Annotated in this window: 16 protein-coding genes; 7 read left to right on the top strand and 9 right to left on the bottom strand. The window is 40.2% G+C overall.

From position 1 onward, the window contains the following. Positions 1-3: 3 nt before the first annotated feature. The 9 genes from EXT48_RS23310 to EXT48_RS23270 form a co-directional block, all read right to left on the bottom strand. Entirely contained in the window at positions 4-8,268 is an 8,265-nt protein-coding gene (locus EXT48_RS23310) for a thrombospondin type 3 repeat-containing protein (protein WP_130165998.1), read from the bottom strand. Continuing rightward, on the bottom strand, positions 8,195-12,595 hold the full coding sequence (locus EXT48_RS23305) for a matrixin family metalloprotease (protein ID WP_130165997.1): 4,401 nt from the start codon (positions 12,593-12,595) through the stop codon (positions 8,195-8,197). The genes EXT48_RS23310 and EXT48_RS23305 overlap by 74 nt, the downstream gene beginning before the upstream one ends. A gap of 19 nt (positions 12,596-12,614) precedes the next feature. Beyond that, entirely contained in the window at positions 12,615-13,265 is a 651-nt protein-coding gene (locus tag EXT48_RS23300; RefSeq protein ID WP_130165996.1) for a hypothetical protein, read from the bottom strand. Next, a complete protein-coding gene (locus EXT48_RS23295; RefSeq protein ID WP_128726253.1) occupies positions 13,255-13,710 on the bottom strand; it encodes a hypothetical protein in 456 nt (151 codons plus the stop codon). The genes EXT48_RS23300 and EXT48_RS23295 overlap by 11 nt, the downstream gene beginning before the upstream one ends. After that, positions 13,707-14,330: a hypothetical protein gene (locus EXT48_RS23290; RefSeq protein WP_130165995.1), complete on the bottom strand. Its 624-nt coding sequence runs from the start codon at positions 14,328-14,330 to the stop codon at positions 13,707-13,709. Before EXT48_RS23290 ends, EXT48_RS23295 begins: the two co-directional genes overlap by 4 nt. A 4-nt stretch (positions 14,331-14,334) precedes the next feature. After that, positions 14,335-16,836, bottom strand: a complete 2,502-nt coding sequence (locus EXT48_RS23285; protein WP_130165994.1) for a hypothetical protein — start codon at positions 16,834-16,836, stop codon at positions 14,335-14,337. After that, entirely contained in the window at positions 16,826-17,572 is a 747-nt protein-coding gene (locus EXT48_RS23280) for a hypothetical protein (protein WP_130165993.1), read from the bottom strand. Before EXT48_RS23280 ends, EXT48_RS23285 begins: the two co-directional genes overlap by 11 nt. Positions 17,573-17,738: 166 nt before the next feature. Further along, complete coding sequence (locus EXT48_RS23275; protein WP_130165992.1) at positions 17,739-18,485, bottom strand: hypothetical protein; 747 nt, start codon at positions 18,483-18,485, stop codon at positions 17,739-17,741. 23 nt (positions 18,486-18,508) lie between these two features. Further along, positions 18,509-19,552, bottom strand: a complete 1,044-nt coding sequence (locus EXT48_RS23270) for a hypothetical protein (protein ID WP_130165991.1) — start codon at positions 19,550-19,552, stop codon at positions 18,509-18,511. A 372-nt stretch (positions 19,553-19,924) separates the two neighbouring features. On the opposite strand from EXT48_RS23270, the gene EXT48_RS23265 reads away from it, so the two are divergent. The 7 genes from EXT48_RS23265 to EXT48_RS23235 all read left to right on the top strand — a co-directional run bounded on the left by EXT48_RS23265 (position 19,925) and on the right by EXT48_RS23235 (position 26,744). Then, on the top strand, positions 19,925-20,875 hold the full coding sequence (locus tag EXT48_RS23265; protein WP_128725481.1) for an SPFH domain-containing protein: 951 nt from the start codon (positions 19,925-19,927) through the stop codon (positions 20,873-20,875). Positions 20,876-20,880: 5 nt separating this feature from the next. Next, entirely contained in the window at positions 20,881-21,333 is a 453-nt protein-coding gene (locus EXT48_RS23260) for an NfeD family protein (RefSeq protein ID WP_130165990.1), read from the top strand. 226 nt (positions 21,334-21,559) lie between these two features. Then, positions 21,560-22,246, top strand: a complete 687-nt coding sequence (locus EXT48_RS23255; protein WP_010377912.1) for an ABC transporter ATP-binding protein — start codon at positions 21,560-21,562, stop codon at positions 22,244-22,246. Continuing rightward, on the top strand, positions 22,228-23,178 hold the full coding sequence (locus tag EXT48_RS23250; protein WP_130165989.1) for an HlyD family secretion protein: 951 nt from the start codon (positions 22,228-22,230) through the stop codon (positions 23,176-23,178). Before EXT48_RS23255 ends, EXT48_RS23250 begins: the two co-directional genes overlap by 19 nt. Further along, the gene (locus EXT48_RS23245) at positions 23,168-24,322 is read left to right on the top strand and encodes an efflux RND transporter periplasmic adaptor subunit (protein ID WP_130165988.1); all 1,155 of its coding nucleotides are present in this window, start codon (positions 23,168-23,170) and stop codon (positions 24,320-24,322) included. Before EXT48_RS23250 ends, EXT48_RS23245 begins: the two co-directional genes overlap by 11 nt. Then, entirely contained in the window at positions 24,319-25,509 is a 1,191-nt protein-coding gene (locus tag EXT48_RS23240) for an efflux RND transporter periplasmic adaptor subunit (RefSeq protein ID WP_130165987.1), read from the top strand. The genes EXT48_RS23245 and EXT48_RS23240 overlap by 4 nt, the downstream gene beginning before the upstream one ends. Next, on the top strand, positions 25,509-26,744 hold the full coding sequence (locus EXT48_RS23235; RefSeq protein ID WP_010607432.1) for an ABC transporter permease: 1,236 nt from the start codon (positions 25,509-25,511) through the stop codon (positions 26,742-26,744). Before EXT48_RS23240 ends, EXT48_RS23235 begins: the two co-directional genes overlap by 1 nt. Positions 26,745-26,833 lie beyond the last annotated feature (89 nt).

Here is a 26,833-nt window from a genome sequence, read left to right as displayed (position 1 = left end):
CCTTTATCTTGGGTTCACTTCAAAAATAACTGGATAGTCAAGTAGAGCATTATCAGCCCCATCTTTCAAAGTGATAACTACATTGATTTCTGCCCCAGATATTTGATTTTGCGTAGTTAAGTTATAACTCATTCTTATTGTCTCACTGTCAACAAAAGACGCCCCCGTAGTATCAATTTTCACACCAGCAGGCATATTCGAAAACTGACTAAACAAATTTCGTACCTGCGACATCACATTTTGAGAGGCCGATACATTTACAGTAACAGGAACGGACTGTCCCGCAGCAACATTAACAATAACCCTAGGTGTGCTGCCATCTACACTGATCGGAATGATTTTACTTTGATGTTGTCCTTCGAACTCAGCAACTATCATGATTTGATGTTGACCATCGCTAAGCTCTAAACGCTTGGTGAAAGTCCCGTCATTTTGTATATCTGTGTTTTCGTTATTTACTCTTACTAATGCATCTACTTGATTGACACGACCCATGATAGTTACAGAGTTTGAGTTAATTATTGAGTTTGGCTCTGGAGAAATAATCTCAAGGTCTAACTGTTCAGGGTTATCGTCTTGAACAACCAATATAAGATCTACGATTTCAGAACTAATCGTCGCATTAGATGAATCCTTTAGAGTCAAAGTTAACTCAATCGGGTATCGATCAATTGCAGCATTCTGTGAAGCACTATATTGATAATCGAACCCAATTCCTGAGCGTGTACCATAGACTCTAAGTATCTGAAAGTTTGTCCCATAAGGTCTTAATGACAAACTATATGAATATCTTCTGACTAATGCTCTTTGTTCACTTGTTAAGGGCACCTCATAAGTTATAACTTCACTCACGCCACCTTGTATTAGTTCAATATATTCAGATTGAGAACTCGCACGAACTTTTAGCATCAAATACTTTTCTACCAGTTTGCCATTACGTTCAGCTTTAATTTGCAAACGGTGCTCACCAGAATCCAAATTTAAAGTTACCGAAAATGCCCCTATGGAATCTACATCGGCAAGCTTTCCATCGACTGTAACTTTTGCGTCTGCATGAGACACTTGACCATTAATAGTTACTTCCCCTTTGTCAAACTCAGCCCCTTCAACTGGACTAAATATTTCAAATGATAGTGGCTGAGGTAATACTTCAAAACTGACGCTTTTACGGACAGATTTATAACCATTAGTCGCATCGATGAAAACTTGATGTTTACCTTCTGCAAACTTGATTCGCTTATAGAACTCTCCTTGAGCATCAACAGTAGCCTGATGCCCTTGAATAATCACAGATGCCAGAGGGTCGCTAATACTGCCTTTAAATAACACTTCTGATTGCGAATAACCCTCCTGTTCAGTAGGAGATTGCATATTTAGTATGAGCTCATCCGTATCAACACTTACAATAATCGTTTTATTCACGTGTTGCTCAGCCGTTGAGGCGCGAACCACTATTTGATTAATACCTTCACTCAATAATAGTGTATGTGAGAAATCTCCATGTTCAGTGAGAACCACACTTTGCTCATTAATATCTAAGGTAGCCTCCGGATCGTTAACCTTTCCACGTACTTGAAATTCATTTGTACCTATTTTCTGTTCTTGCCTTAGATTGTCAAAACTGACTTGGAGCCTTGCTATCCCTACATACAAAAAGATATTCAAGAAATGTGTATGTACTGTGTTACCACTAGCATCAAGCAAATCGATTGCTACGGGTATTGTATACATACCTGGACGTGTCGATTGGCCTACATACACGTGATAATCAAACACTATAGTATCTGCAGGTGAACCCAACAGTTTCTTATAAGTAAAATTGACCTGAACCCCATGTGGGAGTGGGTCCATAAAAGAAGTTCGATAACGGTTTAACTGTGATATCACATCACTTGTTGTTTTCAACTGCCACTCTTTTTGAGCAGGATCATCAATTCTAACTTCAAGGTGGGATTCATCCGCAACAACTCTGTTGACTACTAGTAGTTTTTTACTCTCTCCAAACTTATTCGTAGCAACGATCTGTATCATATTTTCCCCTTGGTTTAGATAGTATTCCAACTCGAAATCTCCTACCTGAGAGTCGACCGAAATAGGGGTTCCATTGATTGTCAGTTGGGCATTCTTATCGTCCACCGAGCCGTGAATTAATATCTTTTCGGACATTGTATTTAACTCAGCCTCGTTAGGAGAGTCTAGCTTTAATGTTGGACTGCCAAAAGCAACGGAAAAGTTAACAACCTTTTGTGTTGACCCTGCGTCGTTAATGGCTTCCACTACGATTTGGTGGTCACCAACTCTATACTCTGAGGTATATAAAAAGTTACCATCCTTGCGAAGAGTCACCTCTACACCATCAACCAGTACCTTATTAACCGGAATTGAAACATCTATTATCCCGTCTATTGTTACAGGCTTAGCTCCCTCGTTAAATACTTTAAATAACTCATTTTGCCTAGGAGTGCCTATCTCAAAGGCCGGTTTCGGCATCGCCTTACGCTTAAATACGACTGTTTTTTCAGACACGTTATCATTTAAAGTAGAGTGTGCGGTTATCTTTACCTCGTTATCACCTAGCTCTAAAGGTAGGTCCAAATAATGATAAGAATCGAAATCTGATATAACACTCACATAACCACCTTCTCCTATAAAATACCTTTTCGCAGGAAGGCCATTGATATAGACATCAGCAAGTTTGTCATTATTAGTATCAACTTTTACCCTAACCACTGAGAAATATGTTTCTCCTCCGTCCATCGGCTCTTTTAAAGTAATATCAGGAACAGAATCAGACGTACCCAAAACATCAACATAACTTAAATAGTTCCGACTATTTGTTATGGGAGATCTGTTATCTGGCAAATTGACATAATGATTTACTCGCTTCTTCCCTGTGGTAGCACCACCCTCATTAGTTTTTAGCCCAACAATGACTTTTCCAATATAAATCCCGTCTATATTACTTTGATTGGAATCCATTTGAACAAGTGACTTCATATTAATTTCAGAATGATTTCTTTCAACTCGATCTCGAGAGAAAACATATTCAGGCTCATTAAATGTAATAATTTCATCTCTTGGATAGCTATAAAGATCTTGACCAGCAACTAAAGTATACTTATAAGGTTCAAAATTAAGACTAAAACGCTTACCAACCTGAACCCCACTAGCATTACTAACCATTATTTCATAATTCCCCAACAGAGAATCAACTCTCCCCCCCATCAGAAAGTATTCATTTACATCATTATTTAAAACCTGTCTTTTTATTTTTAACGGCTTACCATTCAAAGTAGCTTTTTCAGGAATAAAATTCACTACAGATGCTAACACCGATGTACTCGTTGACCGTACAATGCCATTATCTCTATGGCTCCATAGAATTATTTTTGGCTCCTCATTTATTTCAATAAATTCGGATAAATAATGTATTGATTGGTAATATATTTGCTCGCCTGCATCATCAAACACTCGGATCGTTGATGCATCATCAACTAACTCGCCTCGCGTCACTAATATTTGGTATATTTCATAAGGAAACTCTAAAATGATCGTTCGCTGACCCAGTTCGTCTACACCGAGATCATCTACTATAGTCCCCTCATCTATTCTGCCATAGGCTCCATTTGTAGTTCCTTTACTTGCAGGAGTAGGAGCCTGAAATAAGCCAGACTCTAAGCTTCTAGTCCAACCTAATGCAAACCTAAAACGTTTAGCTTTTGAATATAGTGCTTCGTCTATTTTTAGCGGTAACCTGATAGTATCTGGGGTAAGTACTTTTAAATCAAAAGCGTATTTCTCATATCGCAAAACTCTCGTTAGCTTTTGAATTGAGCCATCCTTAAATTCAAGTTCGGTTAAGACTGTATTTTTTCCTTCTTTCAACCCACTTTCAAATGTGAAATCAAACTGAACAGAATTTTCATCTATAGCTTCTACCCACGAACCATTATTAAACCTAGCTCTTTTTAACCCAGATGAAGTTGATACTTTTATGGAAGGCCATGCGGTATGAATTATTTCCCTATCAAGTAGGTTTGAATACTTGGCTGTATAAGTGCGTTTATTTACTTTAAGTTTATATACGCTAACTCTTCCTTCATACTCTGCATTGATCGTAATCCAATTTTCTTCTTCGGTAATAGGGATATCTACGGAAAAACGACCATCCTCCAGTGCGACAGTTCGACCATTCACCGATAGCAAAGCATTGGGTTCAGAAACTGAGCCTGATAATACGATATTATTAGATGAAACATGTTGGTCATGGCTATGTGAAAATACCTTAATTTGGGGGTATTCATCTGGATAATAGTCTAGTCGATATATTTCGGTGCTAAGTACTCCATTTCGGCTGAGCTCAAACTCCAAATAATTTCGACCGGGTTCAAGGTTAACAGGAATATCAAAAAAACCTTCCTGAATATCTATATTTTTACCTTGATACTTTAGTGTTTCCGCAGCAATTACATAACCTTGATATCTAGTATTAGGTGAACTTTCCACTTCACCATCTTGGTGTGAGGTAACTACCATAGCGGCGCCGCCATTAGGCTTAACCAAAGTCAGCTGAATCCAAGCTTCTTCAGTGTAATTAGCCTTAATGAATGCATTTTTCAAAGTCATGGGAACACTAAATTGATAAACACCGTATGTAGGATCACTACCAATAGACTCAAACTTAATCCCCAAACTTGGATTCATTGAGGGATCATTATCTGTGATACTTGCTTTAAACCCATAAGTAGATAACTTTGGATAGGCGTTATCTCTGGAGGCCTTGCTCGCAAATACCTGCTTACCGTCGAAGTCAACTGTTATATATTCAGGAAGTGTGATCAACCATTTATTACTTACTTTGAAGCTTTGAAATAGCTCAATTTCTTCGACGCTTCCTGCTGGTAAAGTAAGTAGACGAGGTTCAGCTCGCAAATTTATCATTTTCTCAGCCGTTACACCGAACTTACCATACGCAACAATTTTTAGTTTATTTTCACCAGCAGACAGTGGTACAGGAAATACAGTGAACAGGTCACCATTTAATACCCCTTCAACCCCATTAACTACAATGCGCTCTGCTCCCTCTTGCTTTCCTGCTACCGTGACAGATTTGGCATAAAGAAGCTGCCCATCTGTTTGGGAAGTGATATCAAATAAAGGTGGTTTTGCATATTTCACTGAGAACTCTAAATAAATGGTACCTCCATTTGCGTCTCTTCCCTTTAATACAATACTGTTTTCACCTTCTGTTAATTTAAAATCATTCAGTCTAAAACTTCCATCACGGATCTGAACCGCTTCTCCATTAATTAGAAGTACTCCAGATTGAGTATCAATAAACCCAAAAATATCGATCTTCGACGATGAGACAATTCTGATATCTTCGATATTTGTTAATGTAACCCCATGCTCACTTCTTGGTGGAAATTTTAATGTAAAGGGTGAGGTAACTTGCAATTTAAAACCCTGAGTAGCCAATAAAGGAAAGTCCGTTCCAGACAACTCGCCATTCACGAACTTAGCGGTTTGATATAAACCAGTGTCAGAGTTCACACCTGTAATAGAATCTAGTTTCCCTTCTCCGTACTTCTCCAATAACCCAAAGGCAGATTGACCGTTCCTTATACAAGGTAAGGCGGTAAAGTTAATACCAAATTGAAGCGCGATGGAACTACAACTAGAGCTTTCTGTAATTGGAATAATGTTCGATTCAACAGCATCAATAATAACAGCTTGCATCAGCTCTAAAGTAAAATCATCACCTACCCAGCTTTCACCATCGTATGTGTATTCAGCCGTAACTTCGCCATCTATACCAAGAGTAGAGACGCCTTGAACTTTTGCACTACCACCCAACCGTCTCACCAGTTCAGACGCTCGCGGGAGATCTAATAGTTCGGTGGGGTAGTATGTATAATTTCTACCTTTAACTAGCTTAATATTTGGAACAAGAAGTCCAGTACCTTGCGTAGATTCTTGTTGATTACTAAATCCATCGTTATCGAAATCTGCATCTCCATCTGAAACGGAATTAGACCATGAATACGCATTTCTCGGATCTGTATACAACTCGTTTATTTCTACATCATTCGTAAGGCCGTCACCATCTATATCTTCGTCACAAGCATCCCCAAACTCATCACCATCGATGTTTTCTTGTAATTCATTATGGATTAGTGGGCAATTATCATTCGCATTTGATACTCCATCACCATCTAGATCTTGAGTTGATATATCGCAAGCATCCCCTTTCCCATCCTCATCAACATCAGACTGATCTTTATTAGGAACGAATTGACAATTATCAAGAGAAACAAATGCGCTTCCAGATAACAATAGGTTCATCAACGAAGCGTGATCTTGTGCGCTGTAAGATTTATAAGCAGAGCCATCATTAGAGGAGGCAAACTGAACAGCTCCCCTCTCTGGTGTATGGCTAGGAATGCGTATATATGAAACACCATCTTCGGTAGTAAGCTTCAATTGGCTGTTAGGTTGATTCACCACAACACACTCACAATTATATGGGTCAATAGTTGTAATCAACTGGCCAATCATCTTTTTACTTTCTTCAGTTAACTCAAATTCAGTATACCTATGAAGCGATAGATCAAACTCTCCCAGTAAAACTTGTTGATTAGAATCAATGGACTGTTTTACAAAGTAAAGCTTTGAAGATTGGCTCTTTGAATACTCTAAGTTAACACTTTCTACTTTATAAAGGCGTTGTAATAGCAAAGCTTGATTTGAAGGCTCTCCCAATTGTTGATAGTCCAGCACAGTGTCGTTGTCATCATCGTCGTCACACAGATCTCCTAGCCCATCGGTATCATTGTCCCTTTGATCTTCATTTGATACTAATGGGCAATTATCTATAACGTCACCGACTGAATCACCATCGCTATCTTCTTGACCTGAGTTCGGTACTAGAGGCGCATTATCGTTGTAATCTTTGATTCCGTCATTATCATCATCGTCATCACATGCATCACCTTGTTCATCATCATCTGTATTTATTTGACTCGGGTTTGGCAATGCTGGGCAGTTATCATCCTTGTCAGCAATACCATCCTTGTCTGCGTCTGCATAAGGAGGGTGCACTTTGTCATCTTTGGGATCAAACCCCCCCTTTATCTCGTCACTATCAGAGAATCCGTCACCATCCGTGTCTGTTGCAAGTGCATCAGTCTTGTAAACAGTCAACTCTTGGTAATCCGATAAGCCATCATTATCACTGTCACTATTGGTTGCCGATGTACCTGTAACCTTGACTTCTTGATAATCACTTATCCCATCACCGTCTGTATCACCTACGCTCGAACTTGTACCCAACTGGAATTCTTCAATATTCGATAATCCATCGTTGTCTAAATCATCTAACGAATCATCAACGTTAATATTTAAACCATTCACCTTCTCATACCAATCAGGAATACCGTCACCGTCAGTATCCTTATTATCATTCACAGATATAATGCTTGCTAATATTTGCAGTCGACCTGATTGTGAGTTATCAGCTAACTTAACTTGATTATTGTCTAAACCGCGCACTGAATGACCAATAATATTTACATTGGTACTTAGCTGGCTAATATGTGTTTCACCGTCTGAAAGGTTTGATAAGCTCACCGCAGCCATATTGTCAGGCAAAGAGTCTCCCACAATATGTGACAGCGGGTATTTGGCATTAGGGAAATAGAAGTAAACAAGGTTTCCAACCGCATTATCAGCCGTTTTATCTTCGATATATGCAGCGACAGTGTCATTTAAGACAACCCCCTCTTTTGCCATTGTCTTTACTGAAAATAATGCGCCAGACTCAGGTACTAGCTTTACATTACCATTACTATCCTCTTGACGTATCTGGTAATAGTAATAGGTATTTTCGGATAGTCCTTTAACCCGAGTCCTAAATAACCCCATTGCCGTCATTTTATTTTTGATTACTTTATCATCAGTGTAAGTAAACTGTGCTTCACGTGTAGTAGAAGAGACTGGGTGAGTGCCTTTCGGATCTAAATACACATTGACAGTGCCTCGACTTTCCGCAGGTGCAGACCACGCGACAATAAAAGATCGAGTATTCACATCAGAATGTAGTACGCTAGATGGGTGTACTTCTAGTGCCATAGCAGAGATGCTGCTAATAAAATAAAATAAAATTATAATTATCGATTTAAATCTCATTGTATCCCTACTCTTGGCATTTAATTGACGTTGGGTAAGTAAATGTGCAACTTGCTTCAGCAGCGCTATTGCCTGATGCATCAGATATGCTCAATTTAAATGTATTACTCCCCTTATTAAGCTCTGAGGCCTTTGGTGAATAGATAAGCTGCATGTGCTCTGGCTTTAGGTGCAAAACTTCCTCTGTTATGACGCCAATTTGATGGTGGTCTAGCCATAGCTGAGCAAAGTTAGGTGACTGATTTAATTGAATAGAGTCTTGTAAATTACTTGCATTAATAACCGTTCCATTCGGCATAGTGATATTGAGCATTTGAAGGTCTATACCACTAACATTTCCAATTCCCGGATAGCTGGATAGATCGTCACTACCGCTTGAAAAGGGATCTTCTATAACGAATGAGAGCTGTATTGGCTTAGGATAAATTGTTGCGTAACCAGTTAAGTCTTTATAGTACGTTTCTCTAACGATTCCCCATCGAGTATCATACGTATCACCCACGAAAATACCGTGTCTGTATTCTGGAATTACAGCTTTAACAAAAACGGGCTGGTTTGCATAGAAATCACCGACGTTTGTTACTTTAACCTTCCCAGCGCGGTGAGCATAATAATGAACTTGGTCTTCACCTCGGCATTGCCAAATATCTTTATCCTCTTTACAGACTAATTTACTATCTATGACCTCCATTTCTGTACCTTCATCAGCATAATTAAGCACTGAAAAGTGAATATCATCGGCCTTTTGATGAGTCGGCATAACTTTTGTAAAGTCTTTAATTCTAGTGATATCATCCCTTGCATATGCGCTCTTAGGCCCTTCCCAGCGATATCCTTCTCCGGTTAGTTTCCACTCCATTACATCATTCCACATCGCCTTTTCCCCTGTGAGTGGTTCTGATTGTGAGTTACGCATAAATCCATGTGGCTTGAAGCTTATTTCTTCCTCCAAAGGCTGCCCCACAATAGCTGTTATTCTCCGGTCAGATTTTTGGGTAAGTAAAATAGGCCCCATATCAATATCTAATTTGTACTTTAGTGCCTTAGAGCCTATTTGAAGGTTGATGACATAAGTTTCTGCTAAGCCTTGAGTATCTTTATTACCAAACTCATCTATTGTTGGAATGGCCTCACTCATCTTTATATCAGCTAACCAAATACCACGGTTATTCGTTCGAAATCCATTTATTGGTACGCCCTGTATGTCACCAGGTAAAATTTCAATTCCCGAGTCTGGAGTTGGAGAAATAACCTTTACCTCAGCATCACTGACAGGATTACCATAAGCATCTTTTGCTATTAATCCTAATGCGTTAAAACTTTGTGTATACATAGTTCCTTGGAGATCAGTTAAACTACTAGAAATTACGCGGCTAATGGCACCAGCTTTTGCTTCAGCTGTAAAAATAACGGGGGCGGATTGACCTGGAATAGCCATCATCGCGATTTGAGGGATTTTTACCAATGAATTTGATATGTCGCTATTGCCTCCATTAACATATAACTTATCGCCAAGCTTATGATAAACCTCTATTTTCCCGTTTTCATCGGTATCAACCTGTAAAGTTCGTTTAGTAGTAGAAGACGCACTTTTTCCTAACTTACCTTCTCCTGAAACGATCAACCAATCCACTCTCAAGTCTTTAATACCATTTCCTTGAGCATCTAAAAAAGTTACAGCCCAAGGATCCGGAAGCACCTCTCCAACAGGGCATTGACTTCCACAATTCTGTTCTGTTTTCTCTATATTTATTTTTGCCACCGGTGCAGAAATAACTTTTACAGTCAAAAGGATAGGTTCAATATCAGGTATTCCAGGAACACTTACTCTTAGTTGAAAATCCTCAACTAGATTTGGAGCTGCAACTTTAACTGCGACCATGCCATAGCTATCAGATTTTAATGACTCTAGTTGCGTATCGGTGAGCCCTGCTTTAGCGGCAGCGGGACTTGGAGCACTCTCATTCTTTTTTAATGAGTTACGTTTAATAACTTGAAGCTTTTTAGCCTCTTCAGACGCGATACTTTTTTGCGTCAAAACCACATCAGCATTTGCTACAGGTTGTCCCCTTTTATCTGTAATTAGCAATAATATTGGTTCAGCAAGCTCAGTCCCCTTTACTGCAGTCTGACCCTCACCTAGAAGCACAGACGTTTTAGCCGAACCAGTTGGCGCATCAATATCAATAGAAAGCTGATATGCACTCACCATTTCAGATGAAATAACGAGTGTATAAATCCCTGTGGCCTCAATTTCAAAGTTTTGTACCGCTATATAGGTGCCTCCTACACTAGCTTTTCGATGCAGAAGCATTCCTCCATTTGGGTTTAACATTTGGAGACCGAGCTTTGCTCTACTCTGCAGTGGGAGTAATTGAATATTAACTTTTGAACCTGCTAATGCTACAAATGTATAAACGTCTTGTTCGCCTAAGGCGTCAATTCCTCCTCTTACTTTCATTCCAGAGAGCAACTGTGTTAAAGACTCACTGTTTTCCAATACTTGATTGGGCATGATACTTAATGTAGCTTCATTACTTTTTAGTCCATTTACTGTCACTGACAGCATATACTCCCCGGCTTCTATATCGTTTGGAATTTGAACAAGTAATGAGTTATGGGATGCGTTTTGGACTGCTAGTCTTTTGTTACCGGCCAAAACGATATTTTCACCGACTTCGGCCGTAAAACCTTCTCCGGATATTAATACATAACCACGTGGTAGCGTTACGCCTGGAGAAATATAGTTGATAGTTGGCGCTGAAATTTCCTGCTTTGATAGCTGAAAAGTTCCACTATCTACCAACATACGAACTTCTAAAGCTACTCCATGTGGCAAATCAAATCTATCACCAACAATTACTCCTCCCTCATATCGAGCTTCTCGATATGCTTTGGTATTAGAGTCATAGTATCTGATACTCTCAACCGTTTCAGAACTGCCGATTGCTTCTAACATTTGATAAGAATCAAAATCACTTGGAGGGCAAGTGATAGAAACCAAATTTAACCCTTTTTTCAAGGGAAATTGGTGACAATAGGTGCCACCAGGAAATACCAGTTCACCATCACTTTCACTGGCTATTAGGTAACCTTCCCCTGATTGAATGTCAAATTCTACACCTTGTGGCTGGCCATCAAGCATGAAAGCAAACTCGAAACCGCCAGTTTCAGTATTAAAGCGTTCTATTCTATTTACTTCAATAAACTGAGAAACTTGACTTAATAAATCATAAGACGTTAGACCAAAAGGCACTAATTGAGGATAGCCGAAGTAATTCAACCCTTTTTTTAAAGGAAATTTAAATTCACTTGTGGCCTTTTGGTTTATATAAAAATTGATATCTGAGATTTCAATACCCGCAGTAACATCAAATAACAGAGGCTCTTCAACCCCTTCTTCATACGAAGATTCCTTAGGGTCATAATACTCTCGTTCAAAGAACGTAGAGTCAGGGTTAGTCACCAGTATATTAAGCCGCTCAGCTTCCAAGCCAACATGTGAGGAATCCAGAGGCTCTATTTTTAAAAAATACTTCCCAATCGGTACAAATAAGTCGTATTGCCCATTGGTTAAACTGTAAGTACCAACAATTGACTCTTTGGTATCACTATTTACTGCAATAACATGCGCGCCAGTGATCGTTCTACCAGAGACACCATCAAGCACTTGACCAGAAATGCGTCCATAACGAGTTTTTGTGTCAGCGTTTCCCATATAACTTGCAAGCGTGCTGATATCATCTGCTTTTAGCAATGAACCTCGCTCAATATCCGTATCTTGAGTAGGGTACATAGTACTATATGGCAAAGAACTGTGAGCAAGCCCAATACAATGGCCTATCTCATGAAGTGCAACGTTATAGATAAGTTGATCAGAAAAGACCTTTGCACCGTCAAAAAAGATATCAGCGTCAAAGATAGTTCCAGCAGGATAAAACCCAAGTGGAATATCATTTATCCCATCACCATTTAAATCGGCATTATCGTCGGTGATCTCAAGCTCTTTGTTGATGCTTGTGGAGGAACAAACAGCCAATACAGGTTCTGGGAATTCATGTGCAGTGTTAGCGAATGAAATTACGTTATACCCATCAATATTTGGTCCCAGCGCACTACCTCGCCCTTTGCCAGTTTCAGGTGTGGTTCCGCCATAAGAGAATGTTACATTACTATCAGGTAAAGCTTGCCAAGTGGCAAAAGCTTCTCGTAACTTTTGTTCTAAAATATTAAACTCTAAGGGAGGATAGCCTGACTCGTTTAAACTCCATACGTAGGGCTGATTATTAGCATCCCACTTGACTGGAACAGGTTGATTTGAACTATCGAATTGCCAATTTGGACTTCCACCAAATGCCGGGAATATCACCAAAAATAGTAATAAGCAAATCCAGTTTGCGATTTTCATGATTTCAGATTCTTATTGTTTAGTTAATACAGTTTTGTCGTACAGCTAATTCACGCACATCTTGTTGATTCGCGTTATTAAACAAAGTGATAGCCTCTTTCAGAGATAAATCAATATCACATAGAGCTTCTAGCCTGTAGTCTTGAAATTTATCATTTTGCTTTACACGTAGTAACTTGACAGGGAAATCAATTAAATCCCGTTGATTATCCCACCATCCGATTACAAAAAAGAATTCGCTCAGAGGGCGTTCAATTTTTCTTGTTAAAAGAAGGTTTGCTAAATTGAAAATGCTATAACCTTGTTTTGCATCCACTGCAATTGGGTAAATACTAATGCCTGGTATCGACAGCATATATTTTCCATAGTCCAGTTCCCATTTAGGAGAATAGACAACTGGCATCTGACGACTTGATACCATTGTGGTATTTTCTGGTAAAGAAATTACCACTCCTTTGGTAGCCAACGTCTTGATCGTCATTTCAAATTCATTATGGCTAGAGTCAAGGCGAATATGCGACGCTGCATTATCAATAAAATCTATATTCAGTGGCTGAGAAAAAATAACTTCACTGCTGTGAGGTGTCACATTGAACTGTATATAATTTGGTTTTGATAATGCTGTAAAGCAACATAAATACATCAAAACAGCTATTATTTTACTTTTCATTTATTAACTTCCCCATATCCTTTTTGGGATCTATGCTCTTATTACTTGTCTGTTTATCTGTTTTTTTACTCTCAGCTTTGACGGCAATCGCTGAATGGTTCTTAATACTTTCAATACCAATGGCACCTAACGCAATAGCTGAAGCATCTACACGTGTTAACACAAACTTATTAGTGAAATTCACTGTATTTACTGCCTTATGCTTTAAGTGTATAACTTTGGCTGTTGGCTCTTTTCTTGGTTTTGTCAGATTCGCTATTCGAGCTAAAGGAGCGAGCGCTTCTTGACGATGTGGGATCTTTTGCGTTCGTTGATATGGCGCGACTCTCTTTTCACCCATTATGGCTTTCAAGGTTTCTATAGAGTCTGCTTCATTACCGTGCGCGCTACGTGTGTTAATAATCAACAGAGCAAGTAATAATGCCTTAGTTGTAATATTATTCATTTTCGTCCCTCTACACCGTATTTTTGCTTAAGCAGCTCTTTGATCCGCTTTTTTCCTTGAGCTAGAGTTAACGGTTCTTGCTCAAGCACAGCTTGGCTAGCTGCTGATGATTTGCTCTCTTGGCTACGTCCTAGGCTACTCACAGCAGGAGCCATATAACTTGTAACTTTCAATTGCTTAAATTTAGGCAGCGTAGCAGACTCTGAACCTATACCCTGAATAAATACCACCGAGTCAGCTCCACTGACTAAACGTTGCTCACCTAGTTCACTTTTTCTGGTGAAGTACAGAGCCTCTTCGCCCTCACGGAGTAAAATTTGATGTGAAATATGTTGTGTTACCTCCACATTTAACACTGGGTGCAAGGCTGTTCCTCCTAGCTGAGTGATTACAATCTCATTTCGTGCCGGTATATTTTTTGCGGACGCACTCAAATCATCTCGAACTAACACCTGATTGAGGGTAATAATTTGCCCATCTCTCCATTCGCTCCGCTTTGACATTACTTTTCCTTGTACAACTGTATCTGCAAGCTGTACCTGCTCTGATAATGACAAAGCTAAGCTAAACTCACTAAAAATAAGCAGCAAGCTTAGAAATATAACTTTAGAAAATGCCATTTCTTTACTCCTTCTTAGGTTCTGCGGTTATCTCTCCCGCTTTTACTTCAAGCCTAATTTCCGGTTTTGTAGTATCGAAGAGTAATACGTGATTTCGATCGATCCCCGGGTCATATGCAAATGCGCCGACTTTTTTAGCATAACTACCAAACATTTCTCCTGGTAAAGAAGTACCTGAATGCCAAGAGTATCGATTTTCGTTTTGAGAAAATTTCTCGTTATGGACTGTGTATTTTGGGCCAGTGCGAGTCACTACTCGTCTCGCAGGAGTGTTAGGTGTACTATCTAATAAGCTCCCCTCAGTAAGGCTATCAGTTGGGTTGCCTTCTTGATCTCTGTGGTTATTGAGGTCAGCAGCCTTAACCAATAACTGCACGCGACCATTTAGACCATCCCCAAATAAAGAACTCAATACCCCGGGACTCACCTTAACTTCCCAGCAGTTACCCGTTTGTCTAGTGGACGCCTTTACAACGGTGCAACCTGAAAACTGTCCATCGTTTAATACACTAAATTCCAAATCTTCGGTATTTAGCATGACGTCCTTGCCATTTTGAGAAAAGCCCAGAGCAAATGAGCTACCTTCGGTATTCGGATGGCGTATTGCTTCGTTAAATTTTAATCGAAGAGTAATATCCTCTTGGTGACTTAAAAAGCGCAAATGTGGAATTGTCTGTGCCTTATATCGTTCTGATATAAAATAAAATTTTTCTTTCGCATCGCGATGAAACCAAGGATTTTCGTCAAATAACGTAATGTCTCCATCCCGATTTATTTTTCCTTGCCACTTCATCCCATACTTTGCTTCTCCTCCTTGAACAACCTCAACTTGCTGCAAATAAGGAGGCAGGTTGGCAACGTCGTAAAAAAACTGACTATAGCCTGTTAAAAATTTCAAAGAATATGGGATAAGTACTTCAGCGTAACGCTCTAACAAACTATCACCGCTGAAGCAACGCTTTTGCTCTACAGAAGACTTAGTGCAAGTCTTAACTAAGGGGTTATCTTTAGAAAAAGGCTTTGTGATATCTTTCCTGATGAAGTTTGGTCTTAACAGAAGCTCACCAGGTTTTATTAACTTTCCATTGGAATTACTTTCGTAATCCACCCCTTTCATCGTCTGTTCAATATAGTAGAGTCCTTTAGGCCCACCGAATGCCGAGGCCTCCCACCAATCAGAGTCTAGACTATTGAAATATCCATTGAACTTAAACCGGTGCGCATTAAACTCGCCACTCTCCTCATCTAATTTCGCGGCCGCATGCATGATTTCATACTGAGGCAGACGTCGGCGAGATTTAAAGTTAAGTGCCAAACCACAAAGGTTTAATTTTGGGCGTTTATCTGATTCAAAATCAGCTAAGTCTCCAAAATAAAACATCATGCTTAGTTCACCGCCTCCGCACAGCTTGCCAGCTTTTTTAAAGGTTCTTTTAGTCGCGGCTCTATCGAAGAAGTAGTATTTTCCTTCTACCCGTAAGCTATATGGACTTTTATAACTTCTATCGTGCTCGTAAAATACCGAAAAGTCAGTTGGAAGATGTGCTTGAAACAACGGAACATTATATATGCCCTTTGCCATGGTGTTGGGATCGAGCAAATTATCTAAAGTATTTACATGAGATGGATCGCTTTTGCGCCCCCATATTTGGCCTGAATGAGTGATGAGTTTGCTTTCATTTGAATTAATGAACCATGTATCAACTACTTTTTCGCTTATAAATTCAAATATTTTACTGGGAATAAAGTGTGCTTCGTAATCATCAGGTTCGCCAAGAGCATCCCGAGCCAGAGTTAAATGAGCGTCACCATGTACATGAGCAATCGAACTCATATCTTCAGCATGATGCAGTGCGTGTCCAAACATCCACATTGCTTTTGCACCGCTTAATAACCGGCCATGCTGCTCCAAACTCCACTCTTCTGTGGGTGCCATCTCATAGAGGTCATCCAGGGTATTCAGATATCCCATTGTTAAAATTGCACTGTTAAAAAAGCGTCCAGCCGTAATCTCACTAGGTTCTAATGCACCGTATATATTAACCAAGCCATTTAGAACCAGTGGCCAGTCATTCATAGAAAGAGGAGCACCTGTGTAAGCATGTTGAAAATGCGACATTACTCGGCTCAGCGGCGTGTCCTCCATCACCACACCATCAAGTACATTTAAACTTTTCTTTCTAAAGGCCGGGTACTCAGGGCTAGCCTCGTCTTCGTCCATCTTTTTATCTTTCAATGTCTTGAATTGAGGGTCATATCCCCAAAGGTATGGATAAGGTTTGTTTAACGTAGCATTCTGCTGAGCAACACCTAGACGCTCTATTACATAGTCTGGATGAAGTTGATACAGTTGATAATATGCAGAGTGTTCTCCATCTAATTTCTCTAGTGATTTTCTGATAACTTCAGTAATTCTAGGATGAGTGGTATTGGTATCGTGAGCAAAACAAGGCCAATTGATAGCACTTATTAAAGCAACTACACCCAACTTTTTTTTATAGTCCATTATACTCGTATACTCTCGGTTTTTTAATTTGCTCTTGGCAGGTTACTGAATTCCAACAATCGGTTTCAGGATAGCGATAATATAACTCTTTAAATATCGGGTTATATTTCTCTCTCACCGCTTTTTGTATTTCTTTTGGAAGCACTGGTAAATAGTTGGTTTTTATGGAATAAATATGCTGTGATACCAAAGTTCCTAAACTGTATCTAGCCTCTTCAAAAAACGAACTCTGACGGTAATATTCTGAGCTATCCGGTGCGAGCTGCTCCATCGCCAAGCTCGCGCGCTCAGCCTCTTTTTCTATTCGAGCCAAAACTGTCTCCAGCGGAGCCACTTCAACTGCAAAGGGAATTGGGTCATCAGCTTTGCTTGGGGCAAAACCAGCACTCGAATAATTAATATGGTACATAGGATGGTACACTTCGAAGTGTATTAACGCATAAGCGTTAGGATATTTGAGATCTAAGTGCTCCCTTGGAAATAAAATCGGTTGGTTTGCATCGCCAATTCTTTCATAAAGATAGCCCATTCTATGTCCACTTCCCCCATGACCTCCATACTCAACATGCGCAGATTTAATTAAAAATGGCGCTTCAGGCTGTTTACCATCTTTGGTTGCTATTGTTACAACTATCGGGCCTCTGAAACCAAAGGACTTATCAAATGCACTACAGCCAGTGAGTGTTAGGACTATAATACACAGAAAACTGTGACCAAACGTTAAATACTTTTTCATAAAGTAAACCATAAAATAATATATTAGATAGCCGTAATTACAGGATTATCTGAACTACCAGAAATTCTATCACCAAGAATACTAGCCAGTTGAGAGACTTCTTCGATCACAAAATTCCCATCCCATATAATTAATGTAAATTTTTAAAGCAACAACACTTACCTTTTTATAGTTCATTATATTCGTGTTCTCTTGGTTTTTTTAATTTTTCTTGGCAATACATCAAAAGCCCACAGTCGGTTTCTGGATAGCGATAATATAACTCTTTAAATATCGGGTTATATTTTTCTCTCACCGCTTTTTGTATTTCTTTTGGAAGCACTGGTAAATAGTCGGTTTTTATGGAATCAATATGCTGTGATACCAAAGTTCCTAAACTGTGCCTAGCCTTTTCAAATAACGAACTCTGGCGGTAATATTCTGGGCTATCCGGTGCGAGCTGCTCCATCGCCAAGCTCGCGCGCTCAGCCTCTTTTTCTATTCGAGCCAAAACCGCCTCCAGCGGAACCACTTCAACTGTAAAGGGTATTGGGTCATCAGCTTTGCTTGGGGCAAAATATGCACTTGAATAATTAATATGGTACATAGGATGGCGCACTTTGAAGTGTATTAACGCATAAGCATTAGGATATTTGAGATCTAAGTGCTCCCTTGGAAATATAATAGGTTGGTTTGCATCGCCAATTCTTTCATAAAGATAGCCCATTCTATGTCCACTTCCCCCATGACCCCCAACCTCAACATGCGAAGATTTAATTAAAAATGGCGCTTCAGGCTGTTTACCATCTTTGGTTGCTATTGTTACAACTATCGGGCCTCTGAAACCAAAGGACTTATCAAATGCACTACAGCCAGTGAGCGTTAGGACTAAAATACACAGAAAACTGTGACCAAACGTTAAATACTTTTTCATAAAGTAAACCATAAAATAATATACTAGATAGCCGTAATCACTGGGTTATCTGAACTACCAGAAATTCTATAACCAAGAATACTAGCCAGTTGAGAGACTTCTTCGATCACAAAGGTTCCATTTTCCAAATCAGACAAAACACCTAATTTTGAAAGCAGGTTCGTTTTGTTATTCTCCAATATATACTTGATGGCTTCATCTCTTTCATACTGCCCCATTTTAACATTAAAGTTTAATTCAATTAGTTTATCTTTATCTGATGATAAGGCGCGTTTTAATTTTATATAACGTTCAGCAATAGCGAGATACTCATCCCCTAATCCAACATTTGAATAATTTGATTTGATGTAATCAAAGTCAGCTATTTCAGCTAGCCCTAATAACGTTAATAACTTACTATCGAAGCCAAAGTCGTCTCCAATTGACTGATTTAGCGCTTTTGATAGTTGAGCAATTGCATCAGGATCATTTTGAGCGGATAGTTTACCAAATGCCCAGCTCGCGGGACCTCTAAAAATAGGATGAACGCTTTCATCTGCCATTAAACTAATTCTTGATTTAACACTAGCTTTAGGATGAAGCGTAAAATACATGAGTGTTTCTCGAAGCCGTATACCACCAGCTTCGTCACTGTTAATATAGTCAGAATAAAATTGAGAGGATATTGCTGTAGGCCCTGCAAGGAGAATATTTATCATGATACTTTTTTGTACTAATGATAAACTACTCGTACCTTCAGATAAATCAATCATTTCTTGCTGTAGTACGGAGTACAATTTTGCTTGATTAACATGATTTGCTAGAGCATTTTTACAGCTAAATATTGCCTCTTTAAGCAGCTCAGCGTCATTTGGCAGTGGGTTAAGGGAGTTAAAATCAACCTCAAATTTATTTAATTTAACAACAATTCCAGGTACTTTATTCAAGCCAAGATCTGAAAGATGTGGCAACTCTCGAATTTCATCTTCTACCTTTTTAATTTCAATCAAGCTAAGTGCATTAACAGAAAAGCTAAACAAGGCAAACAAAAAACCAAAAGACACTGTCTTTATAATTCTATCAAACACAGTAGTAAAATCCTTTAAACCCATATAGGGTACGGCATAATATACAATAAATGAAATTTGTCAACGCAATGTTATCAACTAAATTATAAATTAAGATCTTTAATTACAAAGTAAGAGGTAATTACATCTCAAAACAAAAAAATGACAGCGATGTCATTATAAAGTAGAAAAATAATCGATATTTTTTAGTCACATCTAAATATAAACATGATTTATACACTTCTTTAAAAACCACATGCAAAACTGCCCAAAAAGTCCAGTCATCATAGACACACAGAGGGGGAAACAAACCAATAGCTATTCTTACGTTATTCATCTATATTGGGAACATGCATTTGATGCGAACAATTCTTATGTAGTAGGAGAGCTAACATGGATCCAGTCACACTTATTTTTGATTACCTTTTTACCATTCAAGCGTTTTTATTGATTTTCGTTATTGTGGTACTAAAAGGGAGTATCAAATTTGTCCCGCAGAACCGTGCGTGGATTATTGAACGTTTCGGCAAGTATCAATCCACTAAAGAAGCCGGCCTAAACTTTATTCTGCCATTTATCGACCGCGTAGCGGCCGATAGGAGCTTAAAGGAGCAAGCCGTTGATGTACCATCTCAATCAGCCATAACTAAAGACAATATTTCATTGATTGTTGATGGTGTACTTTATTTTAGAGTTTTAGATCCGTATAAAGCGACTTACGGTGTTGACGATTATATCTTCGCGGTAACTCAGCTCGCGCAAACCACCATGCGTAGCGAGCTGGGTAAAATGGAGTTGGATAAAACCTTTGAAGAGCGAGATTTACTTAATACCAACATCGTCGCCGCCATCAACTCAGCTTCTGATCCTTGGGGTATTCAAGTACTACGCTACGAGATTAAAGATATTGTGCCACCAAATTCTGTAATGGAAGCAATGGAAGCACAAATGAAGGCTGAGCGTGTGAAACGAGCTCAAATACTAGAGTCAGAGGGTGACCGTCAAGCCGCAATCAATGTCGCGGAAGGTAAGAAGCAAGCGCAGGTGCTTGCAGCTGAAGCCGAAAAGGCAGAGCAGATCCTAAGAGCTGAAGGTGAAGCAAAAGCGATTATTGCCGTTGCAGACGCACAAGCCGAAGCCCTTCGTAAAGTCGGTGAAGCCGCAAATACCGAAGAAGGCCAAAAAGCCATCCAGCTTGACTTAGCAACAAAAGCCATTGCAGCAAAAGAAGCGATAGCTAAAGAATCTTCTGTGGTATTGCTACCAGACAATGGCACAGATGCAAGTTCGCTTGTGGCACAAGGCATGTCTATTATTAATACATTAAATAAAAAGCAAGGGTAACGCCTATGGCCTTTTTACTTGAGCATTTAGCACAAACCTTAGTAGTACTAGGAATTGCTTGCCTAATTGTTGAGGTTGCTGTGCTTGGTTTTGCGACCTTTGTACTGTTCTTTTTGGGTCTGTCGCTGGTGATCAGCGGTGGTCTAATGTACGCAGGTATGCTCAACCAAACTTGGCTGACCGCACTTTGGTTTAATGCGTTAGTCACAATATTACTGGCTGTGTTTTTATGGAAGCCACTAAGACGCATGCAAGATGTCACTGACAACAAAGAAGTAACCAGTGATTTTGCTGAGCTTACCTTTACGCTAGAAAAGGACTTGAATGCGGATAGCCGTATTTTTCATACTTATTCTGGTATTGCGTGGCAACTAAAAAGTAAACAGCCTATTACTGCAGGAACACAAGTCAAAGTGGTTAAAAAAGAGGTTGGAGCGTTTTGGGTAGAGCCTAATTAAGCAAATTGGTATAACCTTGCGCACAAAGTGCCTAACAGCCAATTTTGTTAGGCACTTTCTGTAATCCGCAGTATTCAGAAACAACTTTTTACCTTATTCTCTTTTCGTCTAGTACCTACTCGGTTTACTCTATCCTACACAACAGTTACACTCAAATTTAGGTACAAGGCTAAACACCTCTGAACCATGAATAAAATATAATAAAAACAAGGGATTATAATCTACAATGATTCGGGTCGAAAACTTAAGCCGAGTATACGGAAGCGGAGAGACACAAGTGCATGCACTAAAATCAGTTTCTCTAGAAGTAATGGAAGGTGAATTTGTCGCAGTAATGGGGTCTTCTGGCTCTGGAAAGTCTACCTTAATGAATATACTTGGCTGCTTAGATTCTCCAACTTCCGGCTCTTACTATCTTGCTAATCAAGAAATTCAGGCCGTGGAAGATGAAGCCTTATCACAAATTAGAAATCAAAAAATTGGCTTTATCTTTCAAACATTCCACCTACTCACTCGCCTGACCGCACTGGAAAATGTCATCTTACCGCTAAGGTACACAGAGACTTCCCCATCAGAGGCAAAAAGTCGCGGACTTGCCATGCTAAAAAAAGTAGGTCTTGATAGCAGAGCACATCACAAACCCTTCGAAATGTCTGGCGGACAACGCCAACGTGTTGCTATTGCTCGGGCTCTTATCAATGAGCCAAAAGTCATTTTTGCCGATGAACCAACTGGCAACTTAGATAGTAAAACCTCGCATGAGATCATGGAATTACTATGTCAGCTACACCAGCAAGGCCACACTATTGTAATGGTAACGCATGAAGACGATATTGCAGCATATGCCGAGCGTATCATCAGAATGAAAGATGGCGAGAAAGTGGAGGATAGCCAATGCGCAGCTATATTATAAGCATCGCCCTGCTCACCTCTTTGCAGGCTTTTGCCAAACCAATTATCGTTTCGGGTCTTATTAAAGCAGGTGAAACTCAGGTCTTTCACGCGCCGATGAGTGACTCTTGGAAGATTCAAATTCAATGGATGCTGCCCGAGGGTGAAGTTGCTAATAAGGGTGACATCGTCGTCGTCTATGATTCAGGCTCCATCGCGACCTCCATCGATCAAGATAAAGTTGCACTTGATGCTGCAAAAGATGAGTACAAACGAATTGAGCAAGACGGCGCCCAAAAGATACTCGAAGCTCAGTTTCAGTTGAAAAAAACCATTTTGCTCGTCGAAAGAGCCAAAATAGATGCTAGCGTGCCAAAAGCCAATATCAGCACCTACGACTACGAGCAACACCAGTTGACGTTAGAAAAAGCGATTATCGAAAACCATAAAGCCGAAATCAGCTTAAGCAAGGCCGAAACTGAAGCAAAGGCAAATACTCAGAAACAGCGACTAGAGATAAAGCGGCTAGAAGCAAGCCTCACGCACAACCAAGAGCAGCTCGATAAAATGAGTCTAACGGCTAGTAACAGCGGCCCAATTCTGTATACGGATCACCCTTGGAATGGCAACAAGTTGTTTGCTGGCGCAACAGTACAACCGGGTTGGAAAGTAGCAGAAATCCCTTCTACAGCGGGTCTGTATCTAGAAACCTGGATCCATGAAGTAGATGCTATTGGCATTAAGGAAGGTCAAACCGCCGATTTAAAATTTGACGCCTTTCGCTCCTCATCAACGCCTAGTACCCTCACTGAGCTATCAACACAACCAGAAAAGCGTCAAGACTGGGGCCAAGGCATGTATTACCGAGCTAAGTTCACATTCAACACCGATTTGCCACTACTACCGGGCATGAGCGGAAGCATAACTTTGCCAGGAGAGAAAAATGAAAGTTAAGTTGCTGGCAGTCATCATTCCACTCTATTTACTAGGCTGTAGTCAGGCCCCCAGCGATATACATATCGTTAAGGCACAGCCAATCACTATCACAGTAGAAGCGAATGGTGAATTGGAATCAAAAAGCCGAGCGTTGATAGCCCCTCCTTCAATCAAGCGTATGTGGCAATACAAAATAAAACAGTTAATGCCTGAAAATACCACGGTTCAAAAAGGCCAAATTGTTGTTTCATTTGACGATCAAACCGTTAGAGATCGCTTGATGGAATACAATTCGAAGCTAAGCCAAGCAAAAAAAGAGCTAGAAAATAAACAAGCTCAAGTCGAGAAGCAAGAAGAAGAATACAAACTCGCACTCGCTGAAGCGCAAATGAACTTTGATAAGGCAAAACGACGCGCAGAGATCATAGATAACTCACGCTCAGACAACGATCGTAAAAAAGCGCAAATCGACTTCACCATTGCAAACAATGATTTAGAACTTGCCCGCGGTAAACTCGCTTTTCATCTAAACAACAAAGAACTGAGTATCCAAATGGCAAGAAGTAAGGTTGCACGAATGGATGCTGAAGTAAAAGAGCTAAAACGTGATATAGCGCGTTTACAAGTAAAAGCGCCAATGGAAGGGTTAGTCGCATATCGAGCAAACAGGGAAGGAGAAAAACCCAGTGTTGGTGAATCCATGCAATTTGGTCAACCTGTTGTTGAGCTATCAGTTATTGAACAAATGCAAGTAAAAGCACAAATTAAAGAAGCCGATTTTGGACGGATTACATTGGGGCAAAAGGTCAAAGTTACCATAGACAGCGCCGACGGTTATGTTATCGGCGGAACACTCGTTGAAATAGGAAAAGCTTTTAGAGAAAAGTCGCATCAAGATAAAAGCCGCATTGTTGATGCTATTATTGAGCTCGACAAAGTCGATCCCGAAAAGCTGCGACCAGGATTGACCGCTCGTGTAGAGATAGTGACAGCACAACTCGATAACGCCTTGACCGTGCCATTAAACGCGTTAAAACAAAGTGCGGGTAAAGTGTTTATAGACACAAATAGCGGAGAGAAAGAGGTCACTGTCTCTTATACCACACCGACACTTGCCGTGATTTCTTCTGGTATTAGTCAAGGCGCGGAGGTAAAGCTATGAGAAAAACATTACTCGCAGTCATTGTCTCACTATGGTTACTTGGCTGCCAAGAAGCAACTGAACAGCCTGCGCAACTATTATATACCGTGGAGTCGAAGCCTTTTGCTATCACCGTTAATGCCGAAGGCGAATTGGAGGCCGAAAGTGAAACCGTCATATCCGCCCCAACCTCAGCGAGAGGGGCTCAGACGCTCGCATGGATCATGCCTGAATACACTCAGGTGAAAAAAGGCGATGTTATTGCCCGCTTCGATGGTAGCCAATTAGAAAGACGAAAACGCTTTAGTGAATTCGACAAAGGCAAAGTCGCACAAGACATTACCGTCACCGATAGTGATTTAACCACGAGAAAATCCCATTTGGATAGCGACAAAGTTATCGTCAGTGAAGAGAAACACTTTGCCGAAACCTTTTCAGTTGACGATGAACGGATCCGCTCAAAGCTCGACATTTTAGATCAAATGCAAAATGTTGAGTATCTCAATGCAAAAGAAGCTTATTTTGGCTGGCAGACAGAGCAATTTTCATCTTCTGCTCTTGGAGAAATGGAATTGTTAAAACTGCAGTCAAAACAGCATGAAAGCAAAATTGCGATGTACAACGCAAACTTAGAAGGTCTTGAAGTCATCGCGCCACACGATGGCTTACTTACCCTCAGTGCCGATTGGCGTGGAGAGAAACCCAAATCAGGCCAAGCGCTATGGCCTGGGCAAAAGATCGGGGGATTACCAGATATTTCATCCCTGCAAGCTAAGCTTTTCGTTCATGAAAAAGAAGCGCTTGGCCTTACGATTGGCCAAAAGGTTGAGTTTACCCTGCTCTCCAATAGCGATGAGCGCTTTGATGGTAAAGTCACAAAAGTATCACCTTACCCACAATCTATTCGTCGTGGAGATCCACAAAAATACTATGAGATCATTGCGAGCCTTGATGAGACTCCAGCCCACTTCAAGCCGGGCAATAAAGTACTCGCTACGGTAATTGTCCAAGAAAATAAACAAGCGCTACTCGTGCCTAAACATAGCGTGATCAATGATAACAACGCATTTTTTGTTCAAGTTAAAGACGGTAGCCAGTTTAAACGCGTAAAAGTGGAATTAGGCCAAAGCAACCTAAGCCATACTGAAGTATTGGCAGGTTTGTCTCCCAGACAACAAATTGCACTCGTCACGAATAAGGAGCTGTAATGAAATATTTGGATTTATTTACCGACGCTATTGTTCAATTAAAGCAGCATAAGCTCAGAACCCTATTGACCTTGCTCGGCATGATTTTTGGTGTGGGTGCCGTTATTGCTATGTTAAACATCGGTGAAGGTGCTGAACGAGAAGCGCTAAAAATGATCGATTCTATGGGGATCAATAATGTTATTGTCAGCGCCAAAGACATTGAAGAGAATGACCTAAAAGAACAACGAAAACACTCGCAAGGTCTTAATCTATTAGACGGCCAAGTGATTGTCGACGCCCTGCCCTTTGTTAGTGACTTTTCGGCTGAGCGGCTGGTGGATACCTACCAGATATTTAGCGAATTCGGCAGCTTTGAAGGAGAAGCCGCGGGTGTCACAGCAAACTATTTTAGCCTTGCGCATTATGAACTCGCGGCGGGTCGCCTGCTAAATACGGAAGATAGCAAGGAATATAGGCAGGTTGCATTACTCGGCGCAAATACCGCAAAAACTCTGTTTCCCCTCGGGAGCGCTGTTGGTCAACAAGTAAAAATTAACCATTTATGGTTTGAGGTTGTTGGCATTTTGCAAGCACCACACCTTAACAAAAAGGAGTTTCAAGGCGTTGCTCTAGGTGGTGAACAAAGCCGAATTTTTGTTCCGCTAACGACCGCTATTCATCGCTTTAATAAAGGGTTACTTGAGCCAGAGGTTACCGAACTGAAACTCGCCATCGACAAATCTCAAAGTCCAATTTTGGCATCTCAAGCTATCACTAACATTTTAACTAACCGCCATAGCGATATTGATGACTATAGGCTAACCATTCCCGCCGCTTTGCTTGCTCAGCAAAAACAAACGCAGGCCATTTTTAATATGGTGATGTCTTGTGTTGCGGGTATATCACTCCTTGTTGGCGGTATTGGTATTATGAATATCATGCTCGCAACCGTACTTGAACGAACCAAAGAAATTGGCCTCTTACGAGCAATAGGCGCCACTCGGAAAAATATTCAAGTCCAGTTTATTACAGAGAGCTTTACCATCTCGATATTAGGCGGACTACTCGGTGTGGTGTTTGGTATTTTACTTTCAGAGATAATTGCATTTTACTCAAACTGGGCAGTGTCTTGGTCTCTAAGTGCTATTTTCCTATCTTTTAGTATTTGTGCCTTAGTTGGCTTAACATTTGGTGTATATCCCGCAATCAAGGCTTCAAAGCTAGACCCAATCGAAGCACTGCAAAGTGACTAATCAACTTGGAGGGCAGTAATGCCCCCCTATATTTTATACCTAAATGACTTTTTCTCATGCTGTTTTATGAGCAAAGTCATTATATAGCA

Origin of the sequence: Pseudoalteromonas sp. CO348 (genome assembly GCF_004208845.1) — a bacterium.
GTDB classification, from domain to species: Bacteria; Pseudomonadota; Gammaproteobacteria; order Enterobacterales; family Alteromonadaceae; genus Pseudoalteromonas; species Pseudoalteromonas maricaloris.
This window is presented reverse-complemented; position numbering and strand designations above follow the sequence as displayed.

Coding starts and splice junctions, on each gene's coding strand:
- EXT48_RS23310 (WP_130165998.1), bottom strand. CDS start 8,268: ATGCATCAGGCAATAGCGCTGCTGAAGCAAGTTGCACATTTACTTACC.
- EXT48_RS23305 (WP_130165997.1), bottom strand. CDS start 12,595: ATGAAAATCGCAAACTGGATTTGCTTATTACTATTTTTGGTGATATTC.
- EXT48_RS23300 (WP_130165996.1), bottom strand. CDS start 13,265: ATGAAAAGTAAAATAATAGCTGTTTTGATGTATTTATGTTGCTTTACA.
- EXT48_RS23295 (WP_128726253.1), bottom strand. CDS start 13,710: ATGAATAATATTACAACTAAGGCATTATTACTTGCTCTGTTGATTATT.
- EXT48_RS23290 (WP_130165995.1), bottom strand. CDS start 14,330: ATGGCATTTTCTAAAGTTATATTTCTAAGCTTGCTGCTTATTTTTAGT.
- EXT48_RS23285 (WP_130165994.1), bottom strand. CDS start 16,836: ATGGACTATAAAAAAAAGTTGGGTGTAGTTGCTTTAATAAGTGCTATC.
- EXT48_RS23280 (WP_130165993.1), bottom strand. CDS start 17,572: ATGAAAAAGTATTTAACGTTTGGTCACAGTTTTCTGTGTATTATAGTC.
- EXT48_RS23275 (WP_130165992.1), bottom strand. CDS start 18,485: ATGAAAAAGTATTTAACGTTTGGTCACAGTTTTCTGTGTATTTTAGTC.
- EXT48_RS23265 (WP_128725481.1), top strand. CDS start 19,925: ATGGATCCAGTCACACTTATTTTTGATTACCTTTTTACCATTCAAGCG.
- EXT48_RS23260 (WP_130165990.1), top strand. CDS start 20,881: ATGGCCTTTTTACTTGAGCATTTAGCACAAACCTTAGTAGTACTAGGA.
- EXT48_RS23255 (WP_010377912.1), top strand. CDS start 21,560: ATGATTCGGGTCGAAAACTTAAGCCGAGTATACGGAAGCGGAGAGACA.
- EXT48_RS23250 (WP_130165989.1), top strand. CDS start 22,228: ATGCGCAGCTATATTATAAGCATCGCCCTGCTCACCTCTTTGCAGGCT.
- EXT48_RS23245 (WP_130165988.1), top strand. CDS start 23,168: ATGAAAGTTAAGTTGCTGGCAGTCATCATTCCACTCTATTTACTAGGC.
- EXT48_RS23240 (WP_130165987.1), top strand. CDS start 24,319: ATGAGAAAAACATTACTCGCAGTCATTGTCTCACTATGGTTACTTGGC.
- EXT48_RS23235 (WP_010607432.1), top strand. CDS start 25,509: ATGAAATATTTGGATTTATTTACCGACGCTATTGTTCAATTAAAGCAG.